25 protein-coding genes are annotated in these 20918 nt (G+C 72.7%); 14 read left to right on the forward strand and 11 right to left on the reverse strand.

Going from position 1 to position 20918, the window contains the following annotated elements; genetic code table 11:
- Nucleotides 1-3: 3 nt before the first annotated feature.
- On the forward strand, nt 4-558 hold the full coding sequence (locus tag ASH01_RS17920) for an SRPBCC domain-containing protein (RefSeq protein ID WP_056779128.1): 555 nt from the start codon (nt 4-6) through the stop codon (nt 556-558).
- Entirely contained in the window at nt 555-1586 is a 1032-nt protein-coding gene (locus tag ASH01_RS17925; RefSeq protein WP_056779131.1) for an NAD-dependent epimerase/dehydratase family protein, read from the forward strand. The genes ASH01_RS17920 and ASH01_RS17925 overlap by 4 nt, the downstream gene beginning before the upstream one ends.
- On the opposite strand, the gene ASH01_RS17930 is transcribed toward ASH01_RS17925, so the two are convergent.
- Nucleotides 1583-2335 (reverse strand): SDR family NAD(P)-dependent oxidoreductase, encoded by a 753-nt coding sequence (locus ASH01_RS17930; protein ID WP_056779709.1) that lies wholly within the window; start codon nt 2333-2335, stop codon nt 1583-1585. The two genes, ASH01_RS17925 and ASH01_RS17930, sit on opposite strands and share 4 nt — an antisense overlap.
- A 300-nt stretch (nt 2336-2635) precedes the next feature.
- On the opposite strand from ASH01_RS17930, the gene ASH01_RS17935 reads away from it, so the two are divergent.
- Nucleotides 2636-3001: an antitoxin gene (locus tag ASH01_RS17935; protein ID WP_020141847.1), complete on the forward strand. Its 366-nt coding sequence runs from the start codon at nt 2636-2638 to the stop codon at nt 2999-3001.
- Between the two features lie 84 nt (nt 3002-3085).
- Here ASH01_RS17935 and ASH01_RS17940 read toward each other — a convergent pair whose 3' ends face one another.
- From ASH01_RS17940 to ASH01_RS17950, 3 genes are read right to left on the reverse strand one after another with little or no spacing between them, the layout of a single operon-like run.
- A complete protein-coding gene (locus ASH01_RS17940) occupies nt 3086-4018 on the reverse strand; it encodes a DUF4097 family beta strand repeat-containing protein (protein ID WP_056779134.1) in 933 nt (310 codons plus the stop codon).
- Nucleotides 4019-4028: 10 nt separating this feature from the next.
- Nucleotides 4029-4670: a response regulator transcription factor gene (locus tag ASH01_RS17945; protein ID WP_056779137.1), complete on the reverse strand. Its 642-nt coding sequence runs from the start codon at nt 4668-4670 to the stop codon at nt 4029-4031.
- On the reverse strand, nt 4658-5905 hold the full coding sequence (locus ASH01_RS17950) for a sensor histidine kinase (protein WP_082619962.1): 1248 nt from the start codon (nt 5903-5905) through the stop codon (nt 4658-4660). Before ASH01_RS17950 ends, ASH01_RS17945 begins: the two co-directional genes overlap by 13 nt.
- Before the next feature lie 174 nt (nt 5906-6079).
- Between ASH01_RS17950 and ASH01_RS22645 the strand changes: the two genes are divergently transcribed.
- The 6 genes from ASH01_RS22645 (at nt 6080) to ASH01_RS17980 (ending at nt 9642) form a co-directional block, all read left to right on the forward strand.
- Complete coding sequence (locus tag ASH01_RS22645) at nt 6080-6514, forward strand: NINE protein (RefSeq protein ID WP_082619963.1); 435 nt, start codon at nt 6080-6082, stop codon at nt 6512-6514.
- Nucleotides 6515-6700: 186 nt separating this feature from the next.
- Nucleotides 6701-7252, forward strand: a complete 552-nt coding sequence (locus tag ASH01_RS17960; protein ID WP_056779140.1) for a DoxX family membrane protein — start codon at nt 6701-6703, stop codon at nt 7250-7252.
- An 84-nt stretch (nt 7253-7336) separates the two neighbouring features.
- Nucleotides 7337-7792, forward strand: a complete 456-nt coding sequence (locus tag ASH01_RS17965) for a hypothetical protein (protein WP_056779143.1) — start codon at nt 7337-7339, stop codon at nt 7790-7792.
- A gap of 32 nt (nt 7793-7824) precedes the next feature.
- Nucleotides 7825-8535: a dienelactone hydrolase family protein gene (locus ASH01_RS17970; protein WP_056779149.1), complete on the forward strand. Its 711-nt coding sequence runs from the start codon at nt 7825-7827 to the stop codon at nt 8533-8535.
- A 125-nt stretch (nt 8536-8660) separates the two neighbouring features.
- Nucleotides 8661-9008 (forward strand): YciI family protein, encoded by a 348-nt coding sequence (locus ASH01_RS17975; protein WP_056779153.1) that lies wholly within the window; start codon nt 8661-8663, stop codon nt 9006-9008.
- 187 nt (nt 9009-9195) lie between these two features.
- Complete coding sequence (locus tag ASH01_RS17980) at nt 9196-9642, forward strand: hypothetical protein (RefSeq protein WP_056779155.1); 447 nt, start codon at nt 9196-9198, stop codon at nt 9640-9642.
- Between the two features lie 77 nt (nt 9643-9719).
- On the opposite strand, the gene ASH01_RS17985 is transcribed toward ASH01_RS17980, so the two are convergent.
- The 5 genes from ASH01_RS17985 to ASH01_RS18005 form a co-directional block, all read right to left on the reverse strand.
- A complete protein-coding gene (locus ASH01_RS17985; RefSeq protein ID WP_235508531.1) occupies nt 9720-10415 on the reverse strand; it encodes a phosphodiesterase in 696 nt (231 codons plus the stop codon).
- 74 nt (nt 10416-10489) lie between these two features.
- On the reverse strand, nt 10490-11122 hold the full coding sequence (gene idi / locus ASH01_RS17990) for an isopentenyl-diphosphate Delta-isomerase (protein ID WP_082619964.1): 633 nt from the start codon (nt 11120-11122) through the stop codon (nt 10490-10492).
- A complete protein-coding gene (locus ASH01_RS17995) occupies nt 11119-12240 on the reverse strand; it encodes an NAD(P)/FAD-dependent oxidoreductase (RefSeq protein WP_082619965.1) in 1122 nt (373 codons plus the stop codon). The genes idi and ASH01_RS17995 overlap by 4 nt, the downstream gene beginning before the upstream one ends.
- On the reverse strand, nt 12237-12788 hold the full coding sequence (locus ASH01_RS18000; RefSeq protein WP_056779160.1) for an isoprenylcysteine carboxyl methyltransferase family protein: 552 nt from the start codon (nt 12786-12788) through the stop codon (nt 12237-12239). The genes ASH01_RS17995 and ASH01_RS18000 overlap by 4 nt, the downstream gene beginning before the upstream one ends.
- Nucleotides 12789-12800: 12 nt before the next feature.
- The gene (locus ASH01_RS18005) at nt 12801-13871 is read right to left on the reverse strand and encodes a type III polyketide synthase (protein ID WP_056779161.1); all 1071 of its coding nucleotides are present in this window, start codon (nt 13869-13871) and stop codon (nt 12801-12803) included.
- Nucleotides 13872-13964: 93 nt separating this feature from the next.
- Between ASH01_RS18005 and ASH01_RS18010 the strand changes: the two genes are divergently transcribed.
- The gene (locus tag ASH01_RS18010; RefSeq protein WP_082619966.1) at nt 13965-14771 is read left to right on the forward strand and encodes a UbiA family prenyltransferase; all 807 of its coding nucleotides are present in this window, start codon (nt 13965-13967) and stop codon (nt 14769-14771) included.
- 12 nt (nt 14772-14783) lie between these two features.
- Here ASH01_RS18010 and ASH01_RS18015 read toward each other — a convergent pair whose 3' ends face one another.
- Nucleotides 14784-15185, reverse strand: a complete 402-nt coding sequence (locus ASH01_RS18015; RefSeq protein ID WP_056779166.1) for a PPOX class F420-dependent oxidoreductase — start codon at nt 15183-15185, stop codon at nt 14784-14786.
- Between the two features lie 182 nt (nt 15186-15367).
- On the opposite strand from ASH01_RS18015, the gene ASH01_RS23950 reads away from it, so the two are divergent.
- Nucleotides 15368-17569 (forward strand): ATP-dependent DNA ligase, encoded by a 2202-nt coding sequence (locus ASH01_RS23950; protein WP_082619967.1) that lies wholly within the window; start codon nt 15368-15370, stop codon nt 17567-17569.
- Nucleotides 17570-17625: 56 nt separating this feature from the next.
- On the opposite strand, the gene ASH01_RS18025 is transcribed toward ASH01_RS23950, so the two are convergent.
- Nucleotides 17626-17967, reverse strand: coding sequence for a hypothetical protein (locus ASH01_RS18025; RefSeq protein WP_235509655.1), 342 nt, complete (start codon nt 17965-17967; stop codon nt 17626-17628).
- A gap of 210 nt (nt 17968-18177) precedes the next feature.
- On the opposite strand from ASH01_RS18025, the gene ASH01_RS18030 reads away from it, so the two are divergent.
- The 3 genes from ASH01_RS18030 to ASH01_RS18040 all read left to right on the forward strand — a co-directional run bounded on the left by ASH01_RS18030 (nt 18178) and on the right by ASH01_RS18040 (nt 20911).
- Nucleotides 18178-18558: a methyltransferase family protein gene (locus tag ASH01_RS18030; protein ID WP_056779174.1), complete on the forward strand. Its 381-nt coding sequence runs from the start codon at nt 18178-18180 to the stop codon at nt 18556-18558.
- The gene (locus ASH01_RS18035) at nt 18548-19180 is read left to right on the forward strand and encodes a methyltransferase (protein WP_235509671.1); all 633 of its coding nucleotides are present in this window, start codon (nt 18548-18550) and stop codon (nt 19178-19180) included. Before ASH01_RS18030 ends, ASH01_RS18035 begins: the two co-directional genes overlap by 11 nt.
- A 69-nt stretch (nt 19181-19249) precedes the next feature.
- Nucleotides 19250-20911 (forward strand): hypothetical protein, encoded by a 1662-nt coding sequence (locus ASH01_RS18040; RefSeq protein WP_156415646.1) that lies wholly within the window; start codon nt 19250-19252, stop codon nt 20909-20911.
- The last annotated feature ends 7 nt before the right edge of the window (nt 20912-20918 follow it).

The raw sequence follows: 20918 nt of genomic DNA on the forward strand, positions 1-20918 counted from the left end.
GCGATGAGACTCGGGCACGAGCAGGAGCTCGACGCACCGCGGAGCGTGGTCTGGACGAACTTCATGGACCTGCGCCGGATCGGCCACTGCTTCCCCGGTGCCGAGGTCACCGAGGTCGACGGCGACGACTTCGTCGGCGAGATCACGGCCAAGCTCGGGCCGCTCTCGATGTACTTCGACGGCACCGGCTCGATGGTCGAGCGGGACGAGAAGGCCGGACGAGCCCGCCTCACGGCCACCGGGCAGGAGCGTCACGGCCTCGGCAAGGCGACCATCGACATCACGCTGACGCTGCACCAGGTGTTGGGCGACGACACCCGGACCCGCGCGCACCTCGTGACCGACCTCGTCTTCCTCGGCTTCCCGATGGACTTCGGCACCGGCCTCGTCCAGCGCGCCTCCGACCCGCTCATCGAGCGCTTCCTCACGTGCATGTCGGTGTCGGGGCCGGTCCCAGATGCCGACGCGGACGACGACAGCCCGCTCGATCTCGTCCGCTCGGCGACCGACCTCTTCGGCTCCTTCCGGCGCGACCGCCGCGAGCGCAAGCGGCGATGAGGGTCGCCGTCGTCGGCGCGAGCGGCTACATCGGGTCCCGGCTCGTCCCCGAGCTTCTCCGCCGCGGCCACGACGTCGTGGCCACCCACCACCGGAGCCCGGCCACGGCATACCCCTGGTCCGGCGACGTCGAGTGGCGGCGGGTCGACGTGCACGACGAGGACCGCGTCCTCGAGGCGCTCGAGGGCGTCGACGCCATCTGCTACCTCGTGCACGGCCTCGACGCGGACGACTTCATGCAGCGCGACCGCCAGGCCGCCGACAACGTCGCGTATGCCGCTGGCGTCGTCGGCGCGGGCCGCCTCGTCTACTTCTCCGGCATCGTGCCCGACCTGCCCGACGACGAGCTCTCGGACCACCTGCTCTCGCGACTCGAGGTCGAGGAGATCCTCGCGACGGCCGACTGCCCGGTGCTGACCCTGCGCGCGTCGATGGTCGTCGGGGCCGGGTCGACGAGCTTCGAGGTGATGCGCCAGATGTCGACCCGGCTCGGGGTCGTGCAGACCGTGCCCGCGTGGATGGGCAGCTCGGTCATCCAGCCGGTGGCGGTCGCGGACGCCGTGTGGTTCCTCGCCGAGGCGCTCGAGCGACCCGACGTGACGGGACACCTCGACGTCGTCGGGCCCGACCGGCTCAGCTACGTCTCGCTCCTGCGGACGTATGCCGCCCGCGCCCGACTGCTGCGCGTGCAGGTCCCCGTGTGGCTGGCCCCCGTCGAGACGGTCGCGCGCGTGGCCGGGGCCCTCGTCGACGTGCCGAACGGGACGGTGGAGTCGCTCATCCCGAGCCTCGGGCACGACATGGTCGGTGAGCGCGACGCCGCCGACGTGTTCGGCGAGCCGCCGGGTGGACGGCTCGGCGTCTCCGACGCGGTGACCCGGTCGCTCGCGACGACGCGGGCCGGAGACGGGGCCACCGACGGGGCCGCGGTCGACGGCGACCCCCAGGCGCCGTCGGCCGGTGACCCGACGTGGTCCCGCCACCGGTCGGTCCTCGACTGGGCGTGGTCGACCGCCCGCGGGCGCTAACGGGCGATGTAGCCGCCGTCGATGTAGAGCTCGAGGCCGGTGACGAAGGCCGCGTCGTCGCTGACGAGGTAGGCCACGCCGGCCGCGATCTCGTCGGGCCGACCGAGTCGACCCATCGGGGTCAGGTCGATCATCGCCTGCTCGAACGGGGTGCCCCGCGCGCCGTCGAGGATCGGGGTGTCGATGAAGCCGGGGTGGATCGAGTTGACCCGCACGCCCTCCGTGGCCCAGTGCACGGCGACGTTCTTCGTCAGCGTCCGGACCGCACCCTTGGCCGCGTGGTAGGCGGGCGAGGTGCCGAAGCCGCCGCTCGTGCCGAAGATCGAGCTGATGTTGACGACCGTGCCGTGGCCCGAGGCCTTGAGGTGCGCGGCGGCGGTCTTCATGCCGAGGAAGACCCCGGTCTGGTCGATGGCGATGGTGCGCTCCCAGTCGGCGAGGCTCGTCTCCTCGATGGGGGCGAGGTCACCCATCCCGGCGTTGTTGACGAGGATGTCGAGCGACCCGAACGCCTCGACCGCCCGGGCGACGGCGGCCTCCCAGTCCGCCTCGCTCGTGACGTCGTGCCGGAGGAACTCGGCCCTGGCACCGGAGGTCGTGAGCTCCTCGGTCGTCGTGGCCCCGAGCGCCTCGTTGACGTCGGTCAGCAGGACCGCTGCGCCCTCGTCGGCGAGCCGCCGCGCCGTGGCCTTGCCGATGCCGCTCGCCGCGCCCGTCACCAGTGCCACGCGTCCGTCGAGTCGCTTCATGGTGATCACTCCAGTTCAGTTGTGGGGCAGGCCCTCCGCCTGCCCCTCCAGTCTCTGCCGGTGGCGCGGGGGACGCAGTTCCCCACGTCACAGATCGGCCCACGTGACCGACGAGACACGGGCCTGGGGACGATCCTGACCAATGCCGACATGTCGGTCAGAGGGATCGGGAGGCCTGCGAATCAGGGTCGATCGGGGTCGATTTCGGGGTCGACCCCGGTTGCGGGAGACAGGCGCCGGGTATGACTGTGGATGCAGTGAGCCGACGAGGGTCGGACCAGTGCGAGATGAGGAGACACCGTGTCATTCGGTGAGCAGCTGAAGAGCAAGGCGGACGAGGTCCACCTGCAGGAGAAGGCCAAGGACTTCGGCGACGCAGTCGTCGAGATGGCCAAGGCCGCGATGTCGGTTGCCGCGAGCTACGCGCACGACAACCGGGGCAAGGTCGACGGGGCCCTCGACAAGGCCGAGGCCAAGATCGACGAGAAGACCGGCGGCAAGCACGCCGACACCGTGACCAAGGTTCGTGCCTCGGTCGACAAGGGCATCGACAAGATCGTCGAGCATCACGACCAGGCGGCTCCTCCCACCCCCGCCGCCTCCGCCGTGCCCGACGACAAGCACAGCGCCTTCGACGAGGACACCCCCGCCGGCAACCCCACCTGAGCCGGCACCTCCCAGGGCCGTATGCCGCCGAAACCCCCTCGGCGGCATACGGCTTCGTCGTGTGCGGGTGCCGTGTCGGCCGCGTCAGCGTTGGTCGACGGAGATGTCGCCGGACCCGGTCCTGATTCGCAGCGTCGAGGTGCTGCCCGGGTTGGTCGGCACGCTCACCTCCGCGTCGCCGGACCCGGTCTCGGTGTCCACGGCATAGACGGTGTCCTGCGGCAGGCGCACCGAGACCTCGCCCGAGCCCGTCCTGACCGACACCGGCGAGGCCGCGGTCGCGAGCTCGACGTCGATGTCGCCGCTGCCCGCCTCGGCCGTGACCTGGTCGGCGCTCAGGTTTGCCGTCGCGATGTCCCCGGAGCCCGCCTTGAGCGTGACGTCGCCGAGGGAACCGGTCAGCGTGATGTCGCCGGACCCGGTGTCGACCGTGACGTCGGCCGCGTCAGGGACGATGACGACGTAGTCCACCGAGCACCAGGCGACGAAGCCGTGGCACTCCGCGTCGACCGTGAGCGTCGACCCGGTCCACTCCTCTCGCGGCGTCGGCTCGCTCGATCCCGGGCCCCACGACACGTGCCGGCTGACCTGCACCGTGCCCGCCCTGCCGCCGCCCTGGACCTCGATGTCGCCCGCCCCACCCTTGATCGTCAGGGCGCCGGTGGGCCGCTCGTAGGTCTGGTGCTGGTCTGCGCTGCGCCAGAGACCGCCGGTGGCCGCGCCCCACGTCGTGGCACCGGCGGCGCTCGCGAGGACGAGGGTCGCCCCGAGCCCGGCGAGGAGCCACCAGGGGCGTGCCGTCGGGGTAGCGGGTCCGTCGCCGCTGCCGTGCGACCCGGCGGGCGGACCGACGGACGGCTCGGTCGTCAGGGTCGGGCGCAGCCAGGAGTCGCCGTAGGGCTCGGCGCCGCGCAGCGAGTCGCCGTGCACACGGTCGTCGGGGACGGACGTCGGCTGGCTCGTCGGCCGGTTCGGCGGCGGGTTCGTCGGCGGGTTCGTCGGTTCGTGCATGGACATGGTGGATCCCCTATTCCGAGAGGTACTGGAGCACGGCCAGGACGCGGCGGTGGTCGCCCGCCGTCGTCGGCATGTCGAGCTTGGTGAAGATGGCGTTGACGTGCTTGGCGATCGCGCTCTCGCTGACCTGCAGGGCGCGGGCGATGCCGGTGTTGGAGCGGCCCTCGGCCATGAGCGAGAGCGTCTCGCGCTCCCGGTCGGTGAGTCGCTGCAAGGGACTCTTGTCGCGTCGCAGCAGCAGCTGGGCGACGACCTCGGGGTCGAGCGCGGTGCCGCCGTCCGCCACGCGTCGCAGCGAGTCGACGAACTCGTCGACGTCGGCGACGCGGTCCTTGAGGAGGTAGCCGACGGCGGAGGTGGTGCTGGCGAGGAGGTCGGCGGCATACCGCTCCTCGACGTACTGGCTGAGGATGAGCAGCGCGACCTCCGGCCACTGCGCGCGGATGACGAGCGCTGCGCGCAGCCCCTCGTCGGTGTGGCTCGGCGGCATCCGCACGTCGAGCAGGGCGAGGTCGGGTCGGTGCCGCTCCACGGCGGCGAGGGCCGCCTCGGCGTCACCGACGGCCTCGACGACCTCGATGCCGTTGGCGGCGAGCAGCCGGATCAGCCCGTCCCGCAGCAGGATCGAATCCTCGGCGATCACGACCCGCATGGCATCTCCGCCCTGAGCACGGTGGGACCGCCCGCCGGGCTGGTCACGGTGAGGGTGCCGTCGACTGACGCGACCCGGTGGGACAGCCCCGTCAGCCCGGAGCCCGCGCCGGTGGCGGCGCCACCCTGGCCGTCATCGCCGACCTCGACGACGAGACGGTGGGCGTCCGAGGTGACCCGGACCGTGGCCCGCGTGGCACCGGAGTGCTTCGCGACGTTGGTCAGGGCCTCCGACACGACGAAGTAGGCGACGGCCTCGAGGGTGCGCGGCGGACGCTGGGCCAGGAGCACGTGCAGGCTCGTCGGCACCGGCGCGCGGGCGACGATCCCCGACAGGGCCGCGTCGAGCCCTCGCTCGTCGAGCACCGCGGGGTGCAGGCCGCGGACGAAGCCGCGCAGCTCGGCCAGCGCCTGCTTCGCCTCGTCGTGCGCCTCCTCGATGGCCCGTCGCGTCTCGGGCGGCGCGTCGGGCCCCAGCGCCGAACGGGCCATCCCGAGGTTGAGGGCGAGCGAGGTGAGGCGCTGCTGGGCGCCGTCGTGGAGGTCGCGCTCGATCCGGCGGCGCTCGGCATCGGCGGCGTCGATGACCCCGGCACGCGTCTGCTCGAGCGCGGTGACCCGCGGCGAGAGCTGCTCGCCCCGCGTCTCGCCGAGCATCGGCCGGAGGATCGCGAGGTCGAGCGCGCCGAGCCTGCGGGCCGCGTGCGGGGCGAGGACGATGAGACCGAAGCCGACGGCGGTCGAGACCCAGATGCGGCCGACCCCCTGGAGGAGGCCACCGGAGAGGGCGAGCACCTCGGGGCTGATCCGGGCCCAGAGCGGCGACGTCACGAGGACGAGGCCGCCGCCCCAGCAGGACGCGACGACCGCGGCCGAGGCCGCGAGCAGCGTGGGACCGACGAACGCGTGGTACGCCAGCTGCCGCCACGTCGACGCACGCCCCAGCCGGGCCAGCCAGCCGCGCCATCCCGGTTCGACGGGGTCGGCCGGCGCGTGGACGACGACACCGAGCAGCGCCGCGGCCCGCGCGCGGTGCCAGCGGCTCAGCCCCTCCGACACGAGCAGGAGGAGGGCGACGAACGCGACGCCGACGACGACGACGAGCAGTCCCGTCGCGAGGCCCGCGAGCGTCCACACCACCGGAGCCGCCAGGGCACCGACGACCCCGCCGAGCACGACGTATGCCGTGTGGCGGGGTGCGAGGCGCCGCTCGACGCGGGCACGGATCGTGGTCACGCGACCACGGTAGGGGTCGGCGGGCGCGCCGGACCATGACGTTGATGACCGACCTGGGGTGGAGAAAAGTACAGGGCGGTCCGGTGTCGTAGGGGCTGCCACGGGGAAGCGGTGTCCACCATGCTGGGAGTGAGGCCGGGTCCGCCCGACGTCCACCCACCCTCGGAGGCCACCATGACGCAGCAACCCGACCAGCCGATCCCGCCGGCACCGCGCGAGATCCCGGCCGGCTGGTATCCCGACCCGGAGGGCAAGCCCCAGTCGCGCTACTGGGACGGCGACTCCTGGACCGACCAGCTCGGCCCGCTGCTGCCGCCCGCCCCGGCTCAGCCCGTCCAGGCCGCACCGTCCCTCGCGGCGGCCTTCGCGCCCGTGGCTCTCGACGCTGAGGGCCTGCCCGTCAGCGACCGGTCGCGGCTCGCGGCGGCGCTGCTCTGCTTCTTCGTCGGCGTCCTCGGCGTGCACCGCTTCTACGTCGGCAAGGTCGGCACCGGCATCCTCCAGCTCGTCACCTTCGGTGGGCTCGGCATCTGGGCGCTCATCGACCTCATCCTCATCCTCGTGGGGACCTTCCGCGACAAGCAGGAGCGGCTGCTCGTCAACTGGTGACCGCACGACATGCCACCAATGTGCTTCTGCGTCAATCGAATTGAAGGCACCCGCTCAACGTCCGTTTTGCCCGCGTCAGCCCGGGTTTGGTCTAGGTAGATCGACTCAACCCGGCGGTCCGGCGTATCTTCCGGCGGTCCTGCTCCTTCTGAGGTCTCGACAGTTCGACCTCAAGGAGCAACCACCATGTCGCAGTTCGTCCTCGACCGTCCCGGAGAGCCCGGGGCCCACCGATCCATCTCGTCCGGCCGCCTCGGATCCCTCCGAGGGACCGTCACCGGCGCAGCCACCACGGCCGTGGACCGCCTCCAGGCGTTCCTCGTGGCCTACAGCCTCCAGGCCCTGCGGATCAGCCTCGGGCTGGTCTTCCTCGGCTTCGGTGTCATCAAGTTCGTCCCGGGCCTCAGCCCGGCCGAGGCCATCGCCTCGGCGACGATCGACCGTCTGACGTTCGGCCTCGTCTCCGGCCACACCGCGGTGCTGCTCACCGCCGTGACCGAGACCGTCATCGGGCTGACGCTCGTCACCGGCATGTTCCTGCGCGTCGGCATCGTCGTCCTCGGCGGAGCGCTCATCGGGATCATGTCGCCGCTCGCCCTCTTCACGGCCGAGCTCTTCCCGCACGGCCCGACGCTCATGGGCCAGTACGTCCTCAAGGACATCGTCCTGGCCGCCTCGGCCCTCGTCGTCGCTGCCTACGCCCTCGGGGCCCGGCTGCACGCCGGCACGGACGACTGACCGGAACCGCGATCACGCAGCCGCCGCTGGGTGCACCCCGATGGTGATGGGGTGCACCCAGCGGCCGAGTGAAGGCGCCCACCGATGACCGCACTGACCACGAACCCCGCGCCGGCCCCCGGCGCACCCCGACCCCACCTCGTCGACGTCCCCACGGACCACCGGCTGCAGGCGCGCGGTCGCCGCCGCGACACGCACCGCTTCCCGGCCGCGACCTACCTGTGCCGCAGCGTCGCCCGCGAGGAGCGTGCCGTCGCCCAGCAGGCACTCGAGACGACGGACCGGTCCGCGTCGCGCCGGATCGGCGGCCTCGGTGGCGTCGTCGCCCTGCTCTTCACCGCCGCCCTCGTGGTGCTCGCGACAGGTCGTGCCGACACGCGGCCCGGCGTCCTGGCGCTCGTCGCCCTCGGCGGACTCCTCGTCGCCGCCATCGTGGCCCTCGTCGCGGTGCTGCGCAGCCACGAGCGCGAGCACGACGTCCTCGCCGAGCGGGTGCGGATGTACGACGCCCGCCTGCTGGAGCTGCGACCCCGACGCTGACCGTGGGGACGGACGGTCGACATACTGACGGCATGACCGAACACGTGACCATCACGACCGACGCCGGCGAGATGCCCGCGCACCTCTGGCTCCCGCCGACCGGGCAGGGCCCGGGCATCGTCGTGCTGCAGGAGATCTTCGGCGTCAGCGACTACATCCAGCGCCGGGCCGCCCAGCTCGCCGAGCAGGGCTACGTCGTCGTGGCACCCGAGATCTTCTGGCGCCTCGGCGTCACCTCGCCCGTCGAGGGCGAGGACGCGCTGCAGCAGGGCATGGGTCTCGTGCAGCGCCTCGACTGGCCGGCGGCCGTCTCCGACGCCGCCGCGACGGTCGAGTGGCTGCGCGACCGTGACGAGGTCACGGCCGGTGTCGGCGCGGTCGGCTTCTGCTTCGGCGGCGGGCTCGGCTTCAACGTCGCCGGCCACCTCGAGTCCGACGGCTCGGCTCCGCTCGACGCGCTCGTCAGCTACTACGGCTCGGCCCTGCCGGGACTGCACGACGTCGTGACCGTGACCGCGCCGAGCCTGCACCACTTCGGCCTCGCCGACTCGTTCATCGACACCGAGACGGTGCGCCGGATCGAGGCGTCCGTGACCGAGCAGCCCGCCACCGTCTTCGAGACGTATGCCGGCGCCGACCACGCGTTCGACAACGACGACATGCCGTGGCACGACCCGGCGTCCTCGGCCCTCGCCTGGGCGACGACGAGCGAGTTCCTCCGCGAACGGCTGCCCGTCGACTGAGCATCTCCCTCCCTCCCGGAACGTCCTCGTCGAGCCGTGTCGAGGCCGCGCCGCGCCGATCGACGTGGGGGTGAGCCGGCAGCGAGCCGGGACCAGCCCCACCATCGACCCCAGGAGCACCTCCCATGACGCAGTTCCTTCTCTCCGTCCACCACCGCGAGGGCGACGCCATGCCGTCCGAGGACGAGATCCAGCACATGTACGCCTCCGTCGACGCCTTCAACCGGAGGCTCCAGGAGACCCGGGCGTGGGTCCACGCCGGCGGGCTCACCGACGTGAGCCAGGCCAAGGTCGTCGACGCGTCGGCCGGGGCGGGGTCGATCACCGACGGGCCGTTCAGCGAGGCCCGCGAGTGGCTCGGTGGCTTCTGGATCGTCGAGGCCGCCGACCTCGACACCGCACTGGCCCTGGCCCGGGAGGGCTCGGCCGCGTGTCATGGTCCGGTGGAGGTCCGGGCCCTCCAGGGCGAGTGACCTCGTACCGACCCGATGCGGACGACCCCGGGCACTGGGTGCCGCCGGGGCCGTTTGCGTGTGTTCGTGGTGGTCCGGCACGTGATCTCCTGGGCGGACGTCCGCACACCGGGTGGGCGGGTGCCGGAGCGGGTATGGCCCCGTGGGCTGTTGCTGCAGCCCTGCCCGTGACCGTCGAGGAGTACCCGTGAAGCTGCACCCGGTCGAGGCGGTGGCTCCCGGCCTCGCCGCGCGCATCGCGGGCGCCGAGCGCGGGGACGCCCGACGGTTCGCCTTCCGCGTCGCTCGCCTCGCGTGCGCGGTCGCGGGGGTGCACGACCGCAACGCGCTCGAGGTCGCCCGCGGGGGTCTCGAGCACTACCCGGAGGTCGAGGACCTCGTGGCGCTCTGGGACCTGGAGCGCGACCTCGACTCCGCCTGCGAGGCCCATCTCGGCACGCACCCCGACACGTGCAACCTCGACCAGCTCCGGCTGCACGACGAGTGCGTCGAGGCCCGTGCCGTCGCTGCCGTCATCGCCGCCCTCAAGCCCGACGCGCTCGTCGCCGCCCGGCAGGCCACCCACGAGGCATTCGCCGCCGGGTGCGAGGCCGCTGCCCTCGAAGCCCTCGCCGACCAGCTCCTCGTCAACTGACCCAACTCTCACTCGAGTGAGCGCCCCGCCCCACTCGAGTGAGCGCCCCGCCCCACGGGGGCACCACGGGGGCAGTGTCAGGCGTTCCGCCGACCCAGCCGTCGCGCCCACCGATAGGCGGGCTCGCGCACGGCGACGACCCAGGCCGGCGGGGAGGTGCCGGCGAGCTCGTTGACGATCGGGTCGAACCGCGTGGCGGCGTCAGCCTGCTCGAGGCGCAGCTGCAGGAGCCCCACCGCGCGCCAGGGGCCACCGTCGAGCGATGCCGCCAGCTCGTACTCCCGCGGCACGACCTCGTCGCCACTGGGTCTCGCGAGCAGGGCGAGCGAGTGCTCCCCGGCCCTCGTCGGTAGCAGGGTCGTCAGTGATCGGCTCGCGGCCCACCGGACCGGACGCAGGACGTAGCGGCTGACCCGGCCCGTCCCCGTCGTGGCGAGGAGGAGGTCGGCGGGCCCACCGGACGTGCCGGCCGTCGGCAGCCGCACGGCGAGGCCACCGATGTCCCACCAACCGGGCCGGGTGCTCATGGCGCGCGAGACGCGGACCGTGCACGGGTGCACACCACGGTCGACGAGCAGCGGGACCCCCAGGTGCGCGGCCGGCGCGTCGATGCGCAGCTCGGCGTCCCAGGTCCTCCCGACGGCATGGAGCGGCTTGCGTCCGGAGGCCCATGCGACGAGCCCGAGTCCCGCGGCGAGCACGACGCCGGCAGCGCGCTCGGGAGGGGTGGGCACACGAGGCGAAGCGGGTCTCGCGATGGAGGTGGTGGTCACGAGGTCCACCTACCCAGCCGGAGGCGACTGCGCCGCCCCTGGGGCGGAGCGCTCACTCGAGTGGGACGGGGTGCTCACTCGAGTGGGGGTTGCGTCGTGTGGGAGGACATCGCGGGTGGGAGGTCGGCGGCGTCGGCGGTTGGCCAGTCCGCCGGTTCGGCGCCGAGGGCCGCCAGCTCGGCCACCTGCTCCCGGCACCACGTCGAGACCTCACGTCGCCCGGACAGGACGTCCGCGGCGAACTCGCGCCACGGCACCCACTCGGCCGCCTCGACCTCGGCGGGGTCGGGGCCTGGCTGGGGTGCGACCCCGCTGACCCGGCCGACGAGGACCGGGCACAGCTCCCACTCGACGACTCCGTCCATCTCGGCGCGGTACGAGAAGTGGGGCAGCACGAGGCGCAGGTCGTCCACGTCGAGGCCGAGCTCGTCGCGCGCACGCCGGCCGACGGCGTCCTCGACCGGCTCACCGGGTGCCGGGTGACCGCACGCAGAGTTGGTCCAGACGCCCGGGAAGGTCGCCTTGGCGAGGGCGCGCTGGGTCACGAGGAGCGAGCCGGCGTCGTCGAGGAGGTAGACGGAGAAGGCGAGGTGGAGCGGGGTGTCGGCGTGGTGGACCGTCGCCTTGGGCGCTGTGCCGATCGCCTCACCGTCCGGGGAGACGAGGACGACGAGCTCCTCGTCGGCGTCCGGCGTCACGACGGTCACCGGCCGGGCCTCGCGAGCTCGTTGACCGCGCCGCGGAAGACCGGGGGCAGTGTCGCGGCGGCGGGGACGAGCAGCCGCCGGGTCCAGGCCGGTCGCGTGACCTGGACGAGCGCGTGGGTGAGCAGCGTGTAGCGCCGGGTGGCCGCACGCCACGACCGCTCGTAGGACTGCGGGTCATCGGCGACGACCGCCGCGACCGCCGCCCGCGCGTGGGCGAGGCCGAGCGAGATGCCTTCTCCCGTCAGGGCGTCGACGTAGCCGCTCGCGTCTCCGGCGAGCAGGACGCGGCCCTCGACGCGGTGCGTCGTGCGCTGGCGCAGCGGCCCCGCGCCGCGCACCGACGTCACGACCGGCGCCCCGTCGAGGCGGTCGCGCAGCTCCGGGAACTCGGCGAGGCTCTCGGACAGGGGGTTTCGCTGCTTGCTGAGCACCGCCACCCCGACGAGGTCGTCGGCGACGGGCGTCACGTACGCCTCCCCGTGCGCGCCCCAGTGCACCTCGACGTGGTCTCCCCAGGGGCGTATGCCGTAGTGCTGGCGCAGCCCGTAGCGGCGGAGCGGGCGCGTGTCGGCGGTCCGAGCGACGCCTCCGCCCCCGCTCCCGCTCGACAGGCGGCGGACGGTGGTGTGGTCGCGGTCGAGCCCGAGGGAGCGGCGGGTCGGCGAGTGCAGCCCGTCGGCGGCGATGACCCAGGGCGCGGTGAGTGTCGGCCCCTCACCACCCGAGTCGTCGGTGCGCACGGTCACGGCGGTGTCGTCCTGCGTCACCTCGGTCGCGCCGAACGGGAGCACCTCGACGCCGGCGGCGGCGACGGCCTCGCTCAGGGCGGCGTGCAGGGTGGTGCGCCGGATGCCGCGGCCGGGGCCGGCCGTGAAGTCCGCCTCCGCGACCCGGCCGCGGGCGACGTAGCGGATGCCGCGGAGGTCGTGTCCGTCCGGGTCGACCCCCAGGCCGGCGAGCGCCTGGAGACCGCCGGGCATCAGACCCTCGCCGCAGGCCTTGTCGATGGAGCCGGCCCGCGGCTCGAGGACGACGGGAGACAGACCGGAGCGGACGGCATACAACGCCGTGGCGAGACCGACGGGTCCGCCGCCGATGACGATGACGTCGATACTCACGTCACGGCGCCGCTGGGGGCGTCTGCGGGAGAGGCGATCTCGCGGAGGGCGGCATTCTCGACGCGGATGCGGACGGTGAGCAGCGCTGCATTCGCGACGGTGAAGACGAGCGCCGTCACCCAGGCGGTGTGCACGAGGGGCAGGGCGAAGCCCTCGACGACGACGGCGACGTAGTTCGGGTGCGGGATGACGCCGTAGGGCCCGCGGCGGACGAGCGGGAGGCCGGGCACGACGATGACCCGGGTGTTCCACTGGTTGCCGAGGGTCGTGATGCACCACCAGCGCAGGGCCTGGCTGGCCACGACGAGCGCGAGCATGACCCAGGCGAGGGCCGGGACGAACGGGCGGTCGGCGAGCCACACCTCCGCGACGGCACCGACGAGCAGCCCGGTGTGGAGCACGACCATGACGGGGTAGTGCGACTGGCCCCGCTCGACGCCGCCACGCGAGAACGCCCACGCCGCATGGCGTTTCGACACGACGAGCTCGGCGAGACGCTCGAGCCCGACGAGCAGGACGAGGCCGGTGAAGAGCCACTGGGAGGTCATCGGCGCCTCCTGTCAGTCGGCCGCGCGGAGCAGGACGAGCTCGAGGCAGAAGCCGGGGCCCATCGCCATGAGCACGCCCCACGAGCCGGGCTCGGGGGTGTGGTCGGCGAGGGTGTCGGCGAGCACGTGGAGCACGGATGCGGAGCTGAGGTTGCCGATGCGGTCGAGCGAGCTCCACGTGACGCCGAGCGCCTCGCGGTCCACCTCGAGGGCCTCCTGCATCGCCTCGAGGACCTTGGGGCCGCCGGGGTGGGCGACCCACCAGCCGATGTCGGCGCGGGTCAGGCCCTCGCCCGCGAGGAAACGGTCGACGTCGTCGCGGACGTTCTCGCGCACGAGGTCGGGGACCTCGGCGCCGAGGACGATGCGCAGCCCCGTCGCGCCGACGTCCCAGCCCATGGCGCGCTCGGTCCCGGGGTAGAGGCGGCTGCGGGTGGCGACGACGCGCGGCTGGCCGGGCGCGAGCGCGGCGGCGCGGTCGGCCCCCACCATGACGACCGCGGCGGCCCCGTCGCCGAAGAGGCCGCTGGCGACGAGGTTCGCGGTCGACCGGTCGTCGCGCTGGACCGTCAGGCTGCACAGCTCGACCGAGAGGAGCACCGCGACGTCGGCGGGGTGGCCGAGGAGGTAGTCGTGGACGCGGGCCACACCGGCGGCACCGGCGACGCACCCGAGACCGACGAGCGGGACGCGCTTCACGTCGTCGCGCAGCCCGATCTCGGCGGCGACCCGGGCCTCGATCGACGGGACGGCGAGGCCGGTGATCGTCGTCGACACGATGAGATCGACGTCCCGCGGGGTGAGACCGCACGCCGCGAGCGCCTTGGTGACGGCGTGCGAGCCGAGCTCGGTGGCGACCCGGATGAACTCGTCGTTGGCCGCGCCGAAGTCCGCGAGCTGCCAGTAGCGCTCGAGCGGCAGGGCGAGGTGGCGCTGGCTCACCCCGGCGTTGGCGTGGAATCGCTCGAGGAGCGCTCGGTCGGACCCCGTCGATCCGAGCACGTCGGCGAAGGCCGCCGTGACCTCGGCCTGCGCGTAGCTGTGCTCGGGCAGGACGCCGCGGACGGCCGCTAGGTGGCTCACCCGGCCAGCCTAGGCGTCGCCGACGCACCCGGGGGGCGACGTTGGACAGCGGCCGTCGGGGCGCTCGGCCCCGGGGACACCTAGGCTCGGCGCGTGGCGGTGCGGCGGATGGTGCGAGGACTGGCGCTCGCCTGCCATCCGGGCCCGACCGTGGCCGTCACCGTGCTCACGGCGCTGCTCGCCTGGTCGGCCGGACACACGCTGGGTCGCGGCGTCCTCGTGACCACGGCCGTGCTCACCGGACAGCTGTCGATCGGGTGGTCCAACGACCTCGTCGACGCGCGCCGGGACCGCGCCGTGGGGCGCACCGACAAGCCCCTGGCCGCCGGCGCCGTGACCGAGCGGGTCGTCCGGGCCGCCTGCGCGGCCGCCCTGGCCGCGTGCGTCGTGCTGTCGCTCGCGTGCGGCTGGGCCTCGGGCCTCGTCCACCTGCTCCTCGGCGTCGCGTCCGGCTGGGCCTACAACCTGTGGTTCAAGCGCACCGCGCTCTCCCCGCTGCCGTATGCCGTCGCGTTCGCCGCGCTGCCGGCCGTCGTCACGCTCGCCCTCCCCCACCCCGTCTGGCCGCCGGCGTGGGTGCTCGTGACCGGGGCGCTGCTCGGGGTGGGCGCCCACCTGCTCAACGCCCTGCCCGACCTCGCCGACGACGAGGCGACCGGGGTGCGCGGGCTGCCGCACCGGCTCGGGGAGCCGGTCGTGCGGTGGCTGGCACCCGCGGTGCTGCTCGCCGGGTCGGTCGTGGCGGCATACGGCCCCGGTCTCGACGCCACGGGGCTGGGACTGCTCGCGGCGTGCGTGGCCCTCGCGGTCGTGGCCGTCGTGGGGCGCGGGCGGCTGCCGTTCGTCGCGGCGGTGCTCATCGCCCTCGCGAACGTCGTCAGCCTCGTCGCGCGCAGCTGACCCTCGTCGCGCTCAGTCGGTCGGGGTGATCCGGACCACGACGCGGGTGCTGTTGCCGCGACGCACGACCCACTCGATCGCCATGAAGATCCGGAACTCGACGCCGTACTTGCGGCTGAGCCTGCGGTTCACGGCCTCGGAGGCGGCGGAGTCGCGGATGATCTCGGCGCGGCCCTCGACGACGGGCGCGTCGGGCTTGACGTTGCCCCGGCGGTCGCACGGCTGCAGCGTGACGCGCGGGTCGTGGCGCAGGCGCTTGAGCTTGCCGGCGCCCTCGGGGGTGCTGACGATCGCGGCGCCGGCGTCGGGCAGCACCCACACGGGGGTCGGGACCGGCTCGCCGTTGCGGCGGTAGGTCGTCAGCAGCACGAAGCGTTCGCCACCGAGGTTGTGGAGCGTGGGCGCCTGGGTCATGGGCAGGACGTACCCGCTCCGGGCGTGCCGCGAGCAGGGTGCCCCGGTCGGCACCCTGTGCATTGGGTCACCCCGTGACTCACGGCCGGTTCGTCCGGCTCCCGCAGAACTGAGTCACCCGCTGACCCAATGCACAGCGCGTGGTCCGTCCCGTGGTCACACCTCGTGGCTACGATCGGCGGGTGAGCGCCAAGCCCGTCGTCGTCGAAGCGCCCAGTCCGTCGAGCCCGTCGGGCGTGCGGGAGGTCCGCGTCTCGAGCCCTGACCGGGTGCTGTGGCCGGCGTCCGGGATGGCCGACGGCCAGCCGGTGACGAAGCTCGACATGGCGCACTACCTCGTCGCCGTCGCCGACCCGATGCTCCGGGCGCTCGGCGACCGGCCGGTGACGCTCCAGCGCTTCCCGGAGGGCATCGAGGGCGAGGAGTTCTTCTCCAAGAACCCGCCCAAGGGCGTGCCCGACGGCACGCGCACCGTCATGTGCACCTATCCGTCGGGCCGCAAGCACCCGCAGCTCGTCATCGACGAGATCGCCGACGCCGTGTGGGCCGCGCAGATGAACACCATCACCTTCCACCCGTGGCCGGTCCGCACGGCCGACGTCGACAAGCCCGACGAGCTGCGCATCGACCTCGACCCGCAGCCGGGGCGCGGCTTCAAGGACGCCGTCGAGGCCGCCGTCGCGCTGCGCGAGGTGATGGCCGAGATCGGGCTGACCGCGTGGGCCAAGACGTCCGGCAACCGCGGCGTGCACGTCTACGCGCGGGTCGCGCCGACGCACGAGTTCCTCGACGTGCGCCACGGCGTCATCGGCATCGCGCGCGAGCTCGAGCGGCGGCTCCCCGACCTCGTGACGACCTCGTGGTGGAAGGAGGAGCGCGGCGAGAAGATCTTCGTCGACTTCAACCAGGCCTGCCGCGACCGCACCATCGCCTCCGCCTACTCGCCCCGACCGCTCCCGGGCGCGCCGGTCTCGACGCCGGTGACGTGGGACGAGCTCGGGTCCGTCGACCCCAAGGATCTGACGGTGCGCACCGTGCCGCAGCTCGTCGCCGACCGCGGCGACGCGTGGGCCGGCATCGACGACGAGCTGGGCGACGTCGCGGCCGCGATCGCCTTGTGGGACAAGGACGTCAGTGAGCGCGGGCTCGGCGAGCTGAACTTCCCGCCCGACTACCCGAAGATGCCCGGCGAGCCGCCGCGCGTCCAGCCGAGCAAGCGCCGCCAGGACAAGGCGGATACGGAGTACATGGCTCCCAAGGCGGAGCGTGACGCCGACCTGCGCACGACGTGGGGCATGCCGGTCGTCCCTCCCGTGTCCCCGATGCTCGCCAAGCCGGTCAAGGACTTCACGGCGGTCAAGGTCGACGTGCTCTACGAGCCGAAGTGGGACGGCTTCCGGTCGATCATCTTCCGCTCCGGCGACCTCGTCGAGATCGGGTCGCGCAACGAGAAGCCGATGACGCGCTACTTCCCCGACGTCGTCGAGGCGGTGCTCGCCAACTTCCCCGACAAGTGCGTCATCGACGGCGAGATCGTCCTCGTCTCGCCCGAGTCCGGCGACCGGCTCGACTTCGACCTGCTCCAGCAGCGCATCCACCCGGCGGCCTCACGCGTCAAGAAGCTCGCCGCCGAGACCCCGGCGTCCTTCATCGCCTTCGACCTGCTCGCACTCGGTGAGGAGTCCTACCTCGACAAGCCCTTCGCCGAGCGCCGGGCCGCGCTCGAGAAAGCCCTCGCCACGGCCGAGGCCCCGGTCCACCTGACCGCCGCAACCGCCGACCGCGACGTCGCCCAGGGCTGGTTCACCCAGTTCGAGGGCGCCGGGCTCGACGGGGTCATCGCCAAGCCGGTCGACATCGCCTACGAGCCCGACAAGCGCCTCATGTTCAAGATCAAGCACGAGCGCACCGCCGACTGCGTCGTCGCCGGCTACCGGGTCCACAAGAGCGGGCCCGACGCCATCGGCTCGCTCCTGCTCGGGCTCTACGGCGAGGACGGGCAGCTCGCCTCGGTCGGTGTCATCGGCGCCTTCCCCATGGCGCGCCGCAAGGAGCTCTTCGCGGAGCTCCAGCCGCTCGTCGCCGAATGGGACGAGCACCCGTGGAACTGGGCTGCTCCCACGGAGGACACCGGCGGCGTACGCACTCCGCGGTCGTCTGAGTACTCCCGCTGGAACAACCAGAAGGACCTCTCCTTCGTGCCGCTGCGGCCCGAGCGGGTCGTCGAGGTGCGCTACGACCACATGGAGGGCACGCGCTTCCGGCACACGGCGCAGTTCGTCCGGTGGCGTGAGGACCGCACCCCCGAGTCGTGCACCTTCGACCAGCTCGACGAGCCCGTCAGCTACGACCTCGCCGACGTCCTCTCCGCCGGATCCGACTGAGCGACAGCGCGTCTCGGCCGAGTCAGGTGCCGAGTCAGTGCCGAGTCAGCGCCGCGTCAGTGGCGCGGCTGGCGAGGGCGGCGGTCGTGGTGTCGGTCGGCGGCCTCGCGCAGCTGGGACACGACCTTCGTCTCGGCGTCGTTGAGCGCGGCCTTGGTGTCGGTGAGGTGGGAGACGCCGATCACCGTCGGCAGACCGCTGATGCAGACCTCGACGGAGGTGTGCATGCCCGGTTGGCCGCGGTCCTTGACCCGCAGCCCGATGTGGACCATCGACGGGTCGAAGCGCTCCAGCTGGCTGAACAGCTGGCTCAGCGCGTGCTCGATGAAGGGAAGGTCGTCCTCGTGGTACCCGTCCTCGAGACGGACCCGATCCATGAAGAGGCTGGACGTGCTCATGCCGAGCTCCTTTGCCGCGTGGGCGCCGGTGTCGACGTCCACCTCGATTCTATCGAGCCGCCTTGGCGTCCAACTGTTCCGGACCTATGAGGGTGGTCACCACGAAGATGCGACACCGCCTCTCCGTGCCCCCAGCGCCTGACACGGCTGCGGACGTATCGGGCCATGCCGAGTCCGTCCGCCGCCCCCTTTCCGGAGGACGATGGCGAGATGGACGCGACCCGTGACCTCAGATCGATGATCATCGGCTTCCGGACGTCGGCGGCCGTCAGCACGGCCGCCGAGCTCGGGCTCAGCGACGAGCTGGCGTCCGGGTCGATGTCCCTGGCACAGCTCGCCGCACGCGTGGGGGCGGACGAGGACACTCTCAGCCGGCTCATGCGGATGCTCGTCGCACTGGGTTTGTATGCCGTGTCGACCGAGGGCACCTACACCGCAACGTCGCTCGGGGCCGGGTTGCGCACCGATGCCCCCGGCTCGCTGCGCCCCCTGGCCCGCACGCTCCAGGACCCGGCGACGTGGGCGGCCTGGGGTCACCTCACCCACAGCGTCCGGACGGGCGACACCGCCTTCTCGGCCCCTGCACGGTGAGGACGTCTGGACCTACCGGGCCTCCCACGCGCGGGCCAACGCGGTCTTCAACGACACCATGGCGGCTCTGACGTCGAGGGTGGCCACGGCGGTGGCGAGCTCATACGACTTCACGGGGCTGACCTCGGTCGTCGACGTCGGCGGCGGGCTCGGGGCGCTGCTCGAGGCCGTCCTGGCCGGCCACGAGCACCTCGACGGCACGGTGTTCGACCTTCCCCAGGCGCTACCAGCCGGGCCGCCCTCGACGGCGAGCGAGTCGGTCGCGTCCCGGTGGTCGGTCGCGGCGGGCAGCTTCTTCGACGCGGTCCCGCCTGCCGATGCATACCTGCTCAAGAAGGTGCTGCACGACTGGTCCGACACGAAGTGTGTCGAGATCCTGCGCACCTGCCGCCGCTCGCTCGCACCGGGCGGGGTGGTGCTCGTCGTTGAGCTCGTGCTCGACCGACCGGGCCACGAGCTCGAGTCGGCCCTGTCCGACCTCAACATGCTCGTGCTGCCGGGTGGGCGCGAGCGCACGGCGGCGGAGTTCGACGCGTTGTTCGTCGCCGCCGGCTTCGAGCCCGCGCGACTGGTGGAGACCGACGCCGACGTCGTGATCCTCGAGGCACGCACTGACCGCTGAGCGCACTGGCCGGGAGCGGATCCCAGCCAATGTCCTGCGGACGCGTGGCGTGAGCGGTTCCATGGGGTGATGACGCAGGTGGGACTTCGCACCCGGCTGGGAGACGGCTTCCGGGCGAGAGCGCTCCGGGTGGGCACGTCCAACCTCGAGCGCGCCGTCAGGGTCGTGGTGCTCCTGGGTCATGCCTGGGCAGCACTGCTGTGCCTCATGATCGCCACCGGTTGGCGCGGACGCGCCGTGCTCAACGAGATCAGCGGGGACACGTACTGGCCGTGGCAGTCGATCGTCACCGTGGTTGCCCTGGGCGTGGTCATGGTGACGATCAGCATCGGTGCCGTACGCTCTGCCCCACTTCAGCGCGTCGTGCTGAGTGGCGCCGCACTGATCATCGTCCTCTTCACCATGGACGCCCTGTCCCTGGGGTCGGCGCGGCTGTGGCTCGTCGCACTCGGACTCGCTTGCACTGCAGCGGCGCTCACGCTGCCAGCGGGAGGGCGCAACCACGAGGCCGCGCGCTGCTCCCTGGCGTCCGCGCCTGCGGTCATGGCACTCGTCGCCACGGTCCGGAGCTCGGACGTCGACCAGGCGCTCGCCGCGATCCGAGGCCGCAGCCTCGCTCCGGCGGCGTCAATCCTCCTGTCGCTGCTGACGATCTTCGCCCTGGCTACCTCGGTCGAGGGGCAGCGGGAGCGCACCGGCCGTTTGCTGCGCTGGCGCGTCACCCGGCAGGCGGTGATCGCGGCGGTGGTCCTCAAGCTCCTGCTCCTCGCAGGGCTCTACCTCCACGTGACGGGTGGATTCCTCGGCGGAGAGGTCTTCTGGCGACCTCGCGTCGACCAGCCCCTGTCCTGGTTGCATGCCGCGCTCGTTGCCGGGTTGATGGTGTCCGTCGCCGCATGGAGTGCGCGTCGCCCCTTGGCTGCGGGCGGTTTCCCGCCGCGGCTCGCCGCTGTCTCGCTCGGCGTCGGCATCATGGAGGTGGCGGCCCTCGCGACGCTCGTCGCGATCACCGTGGTGGGGACCGTCGTGCCCTCGGCCGACACCAGCTCCTTCTTCGGCCTGCCCAACTGGGTGATCGACCACGTCGAGCGGGTGCAGGTCGTCATCGCGGGCGTCATCCTTCTCGCGGCCCTGGCCGAGCTGCTGGTTCGACGCGCTCTGAGCGCAGGCCTCTACCTCTGGCTCGCGGCGGGGCTCTGGCTGGTCCCCGCCCTGATCGGGATCGCCTTCGCGTCCGACACCTCTCCCACGGCCTGGGCGGCTCCGGGCCAGGTGGAGGCCGTCGTGACCGTCGCCGTGCTGGCGATGGTCGTGACCGGCCGGACGGCGGGTCTCCAGCCTCGAGCCCTGATGGTGCTCGTCGTGGTCCCCTTCGTCGTGCTGCACCTGGACAGCTTCTGGCCGGACGCGTGGATGGACCACGTGACCCAGATCGCGGTCGTTGCGGCGGTCGTCATCGCCCTGTGGCTCAACCCGCCGCCCGCCTACGCCGACCAGCGCCGCAACGAACGCAGTCGCTCGTTGCTCGTGGCCGGGCAGGTCGGGCTGCTCACGCTCTACCTCTACCTCTTCAACGACGCTCAGCTGAGCGGCGTCCTGGGGTCATCGACGACGATTGCCTGGCTCTGGCTCGGCATCCCGATCACGGCCGTCCTCACGGCACGCGTCGCCGGCCGGATGGGGGCCGGCCCCGAACCGACAGCCACGGCCTCCGAGCCGGGTCACGCGTGACGCTTCG

Source organism: Terrabacter sp. Soil811, assembly GCF_001429655.1.
Lineage (GTDB): Bacteria > Actinomycetota > Actinomycetes > Actinomycetales > Dermatophilaceae > Terrabacter.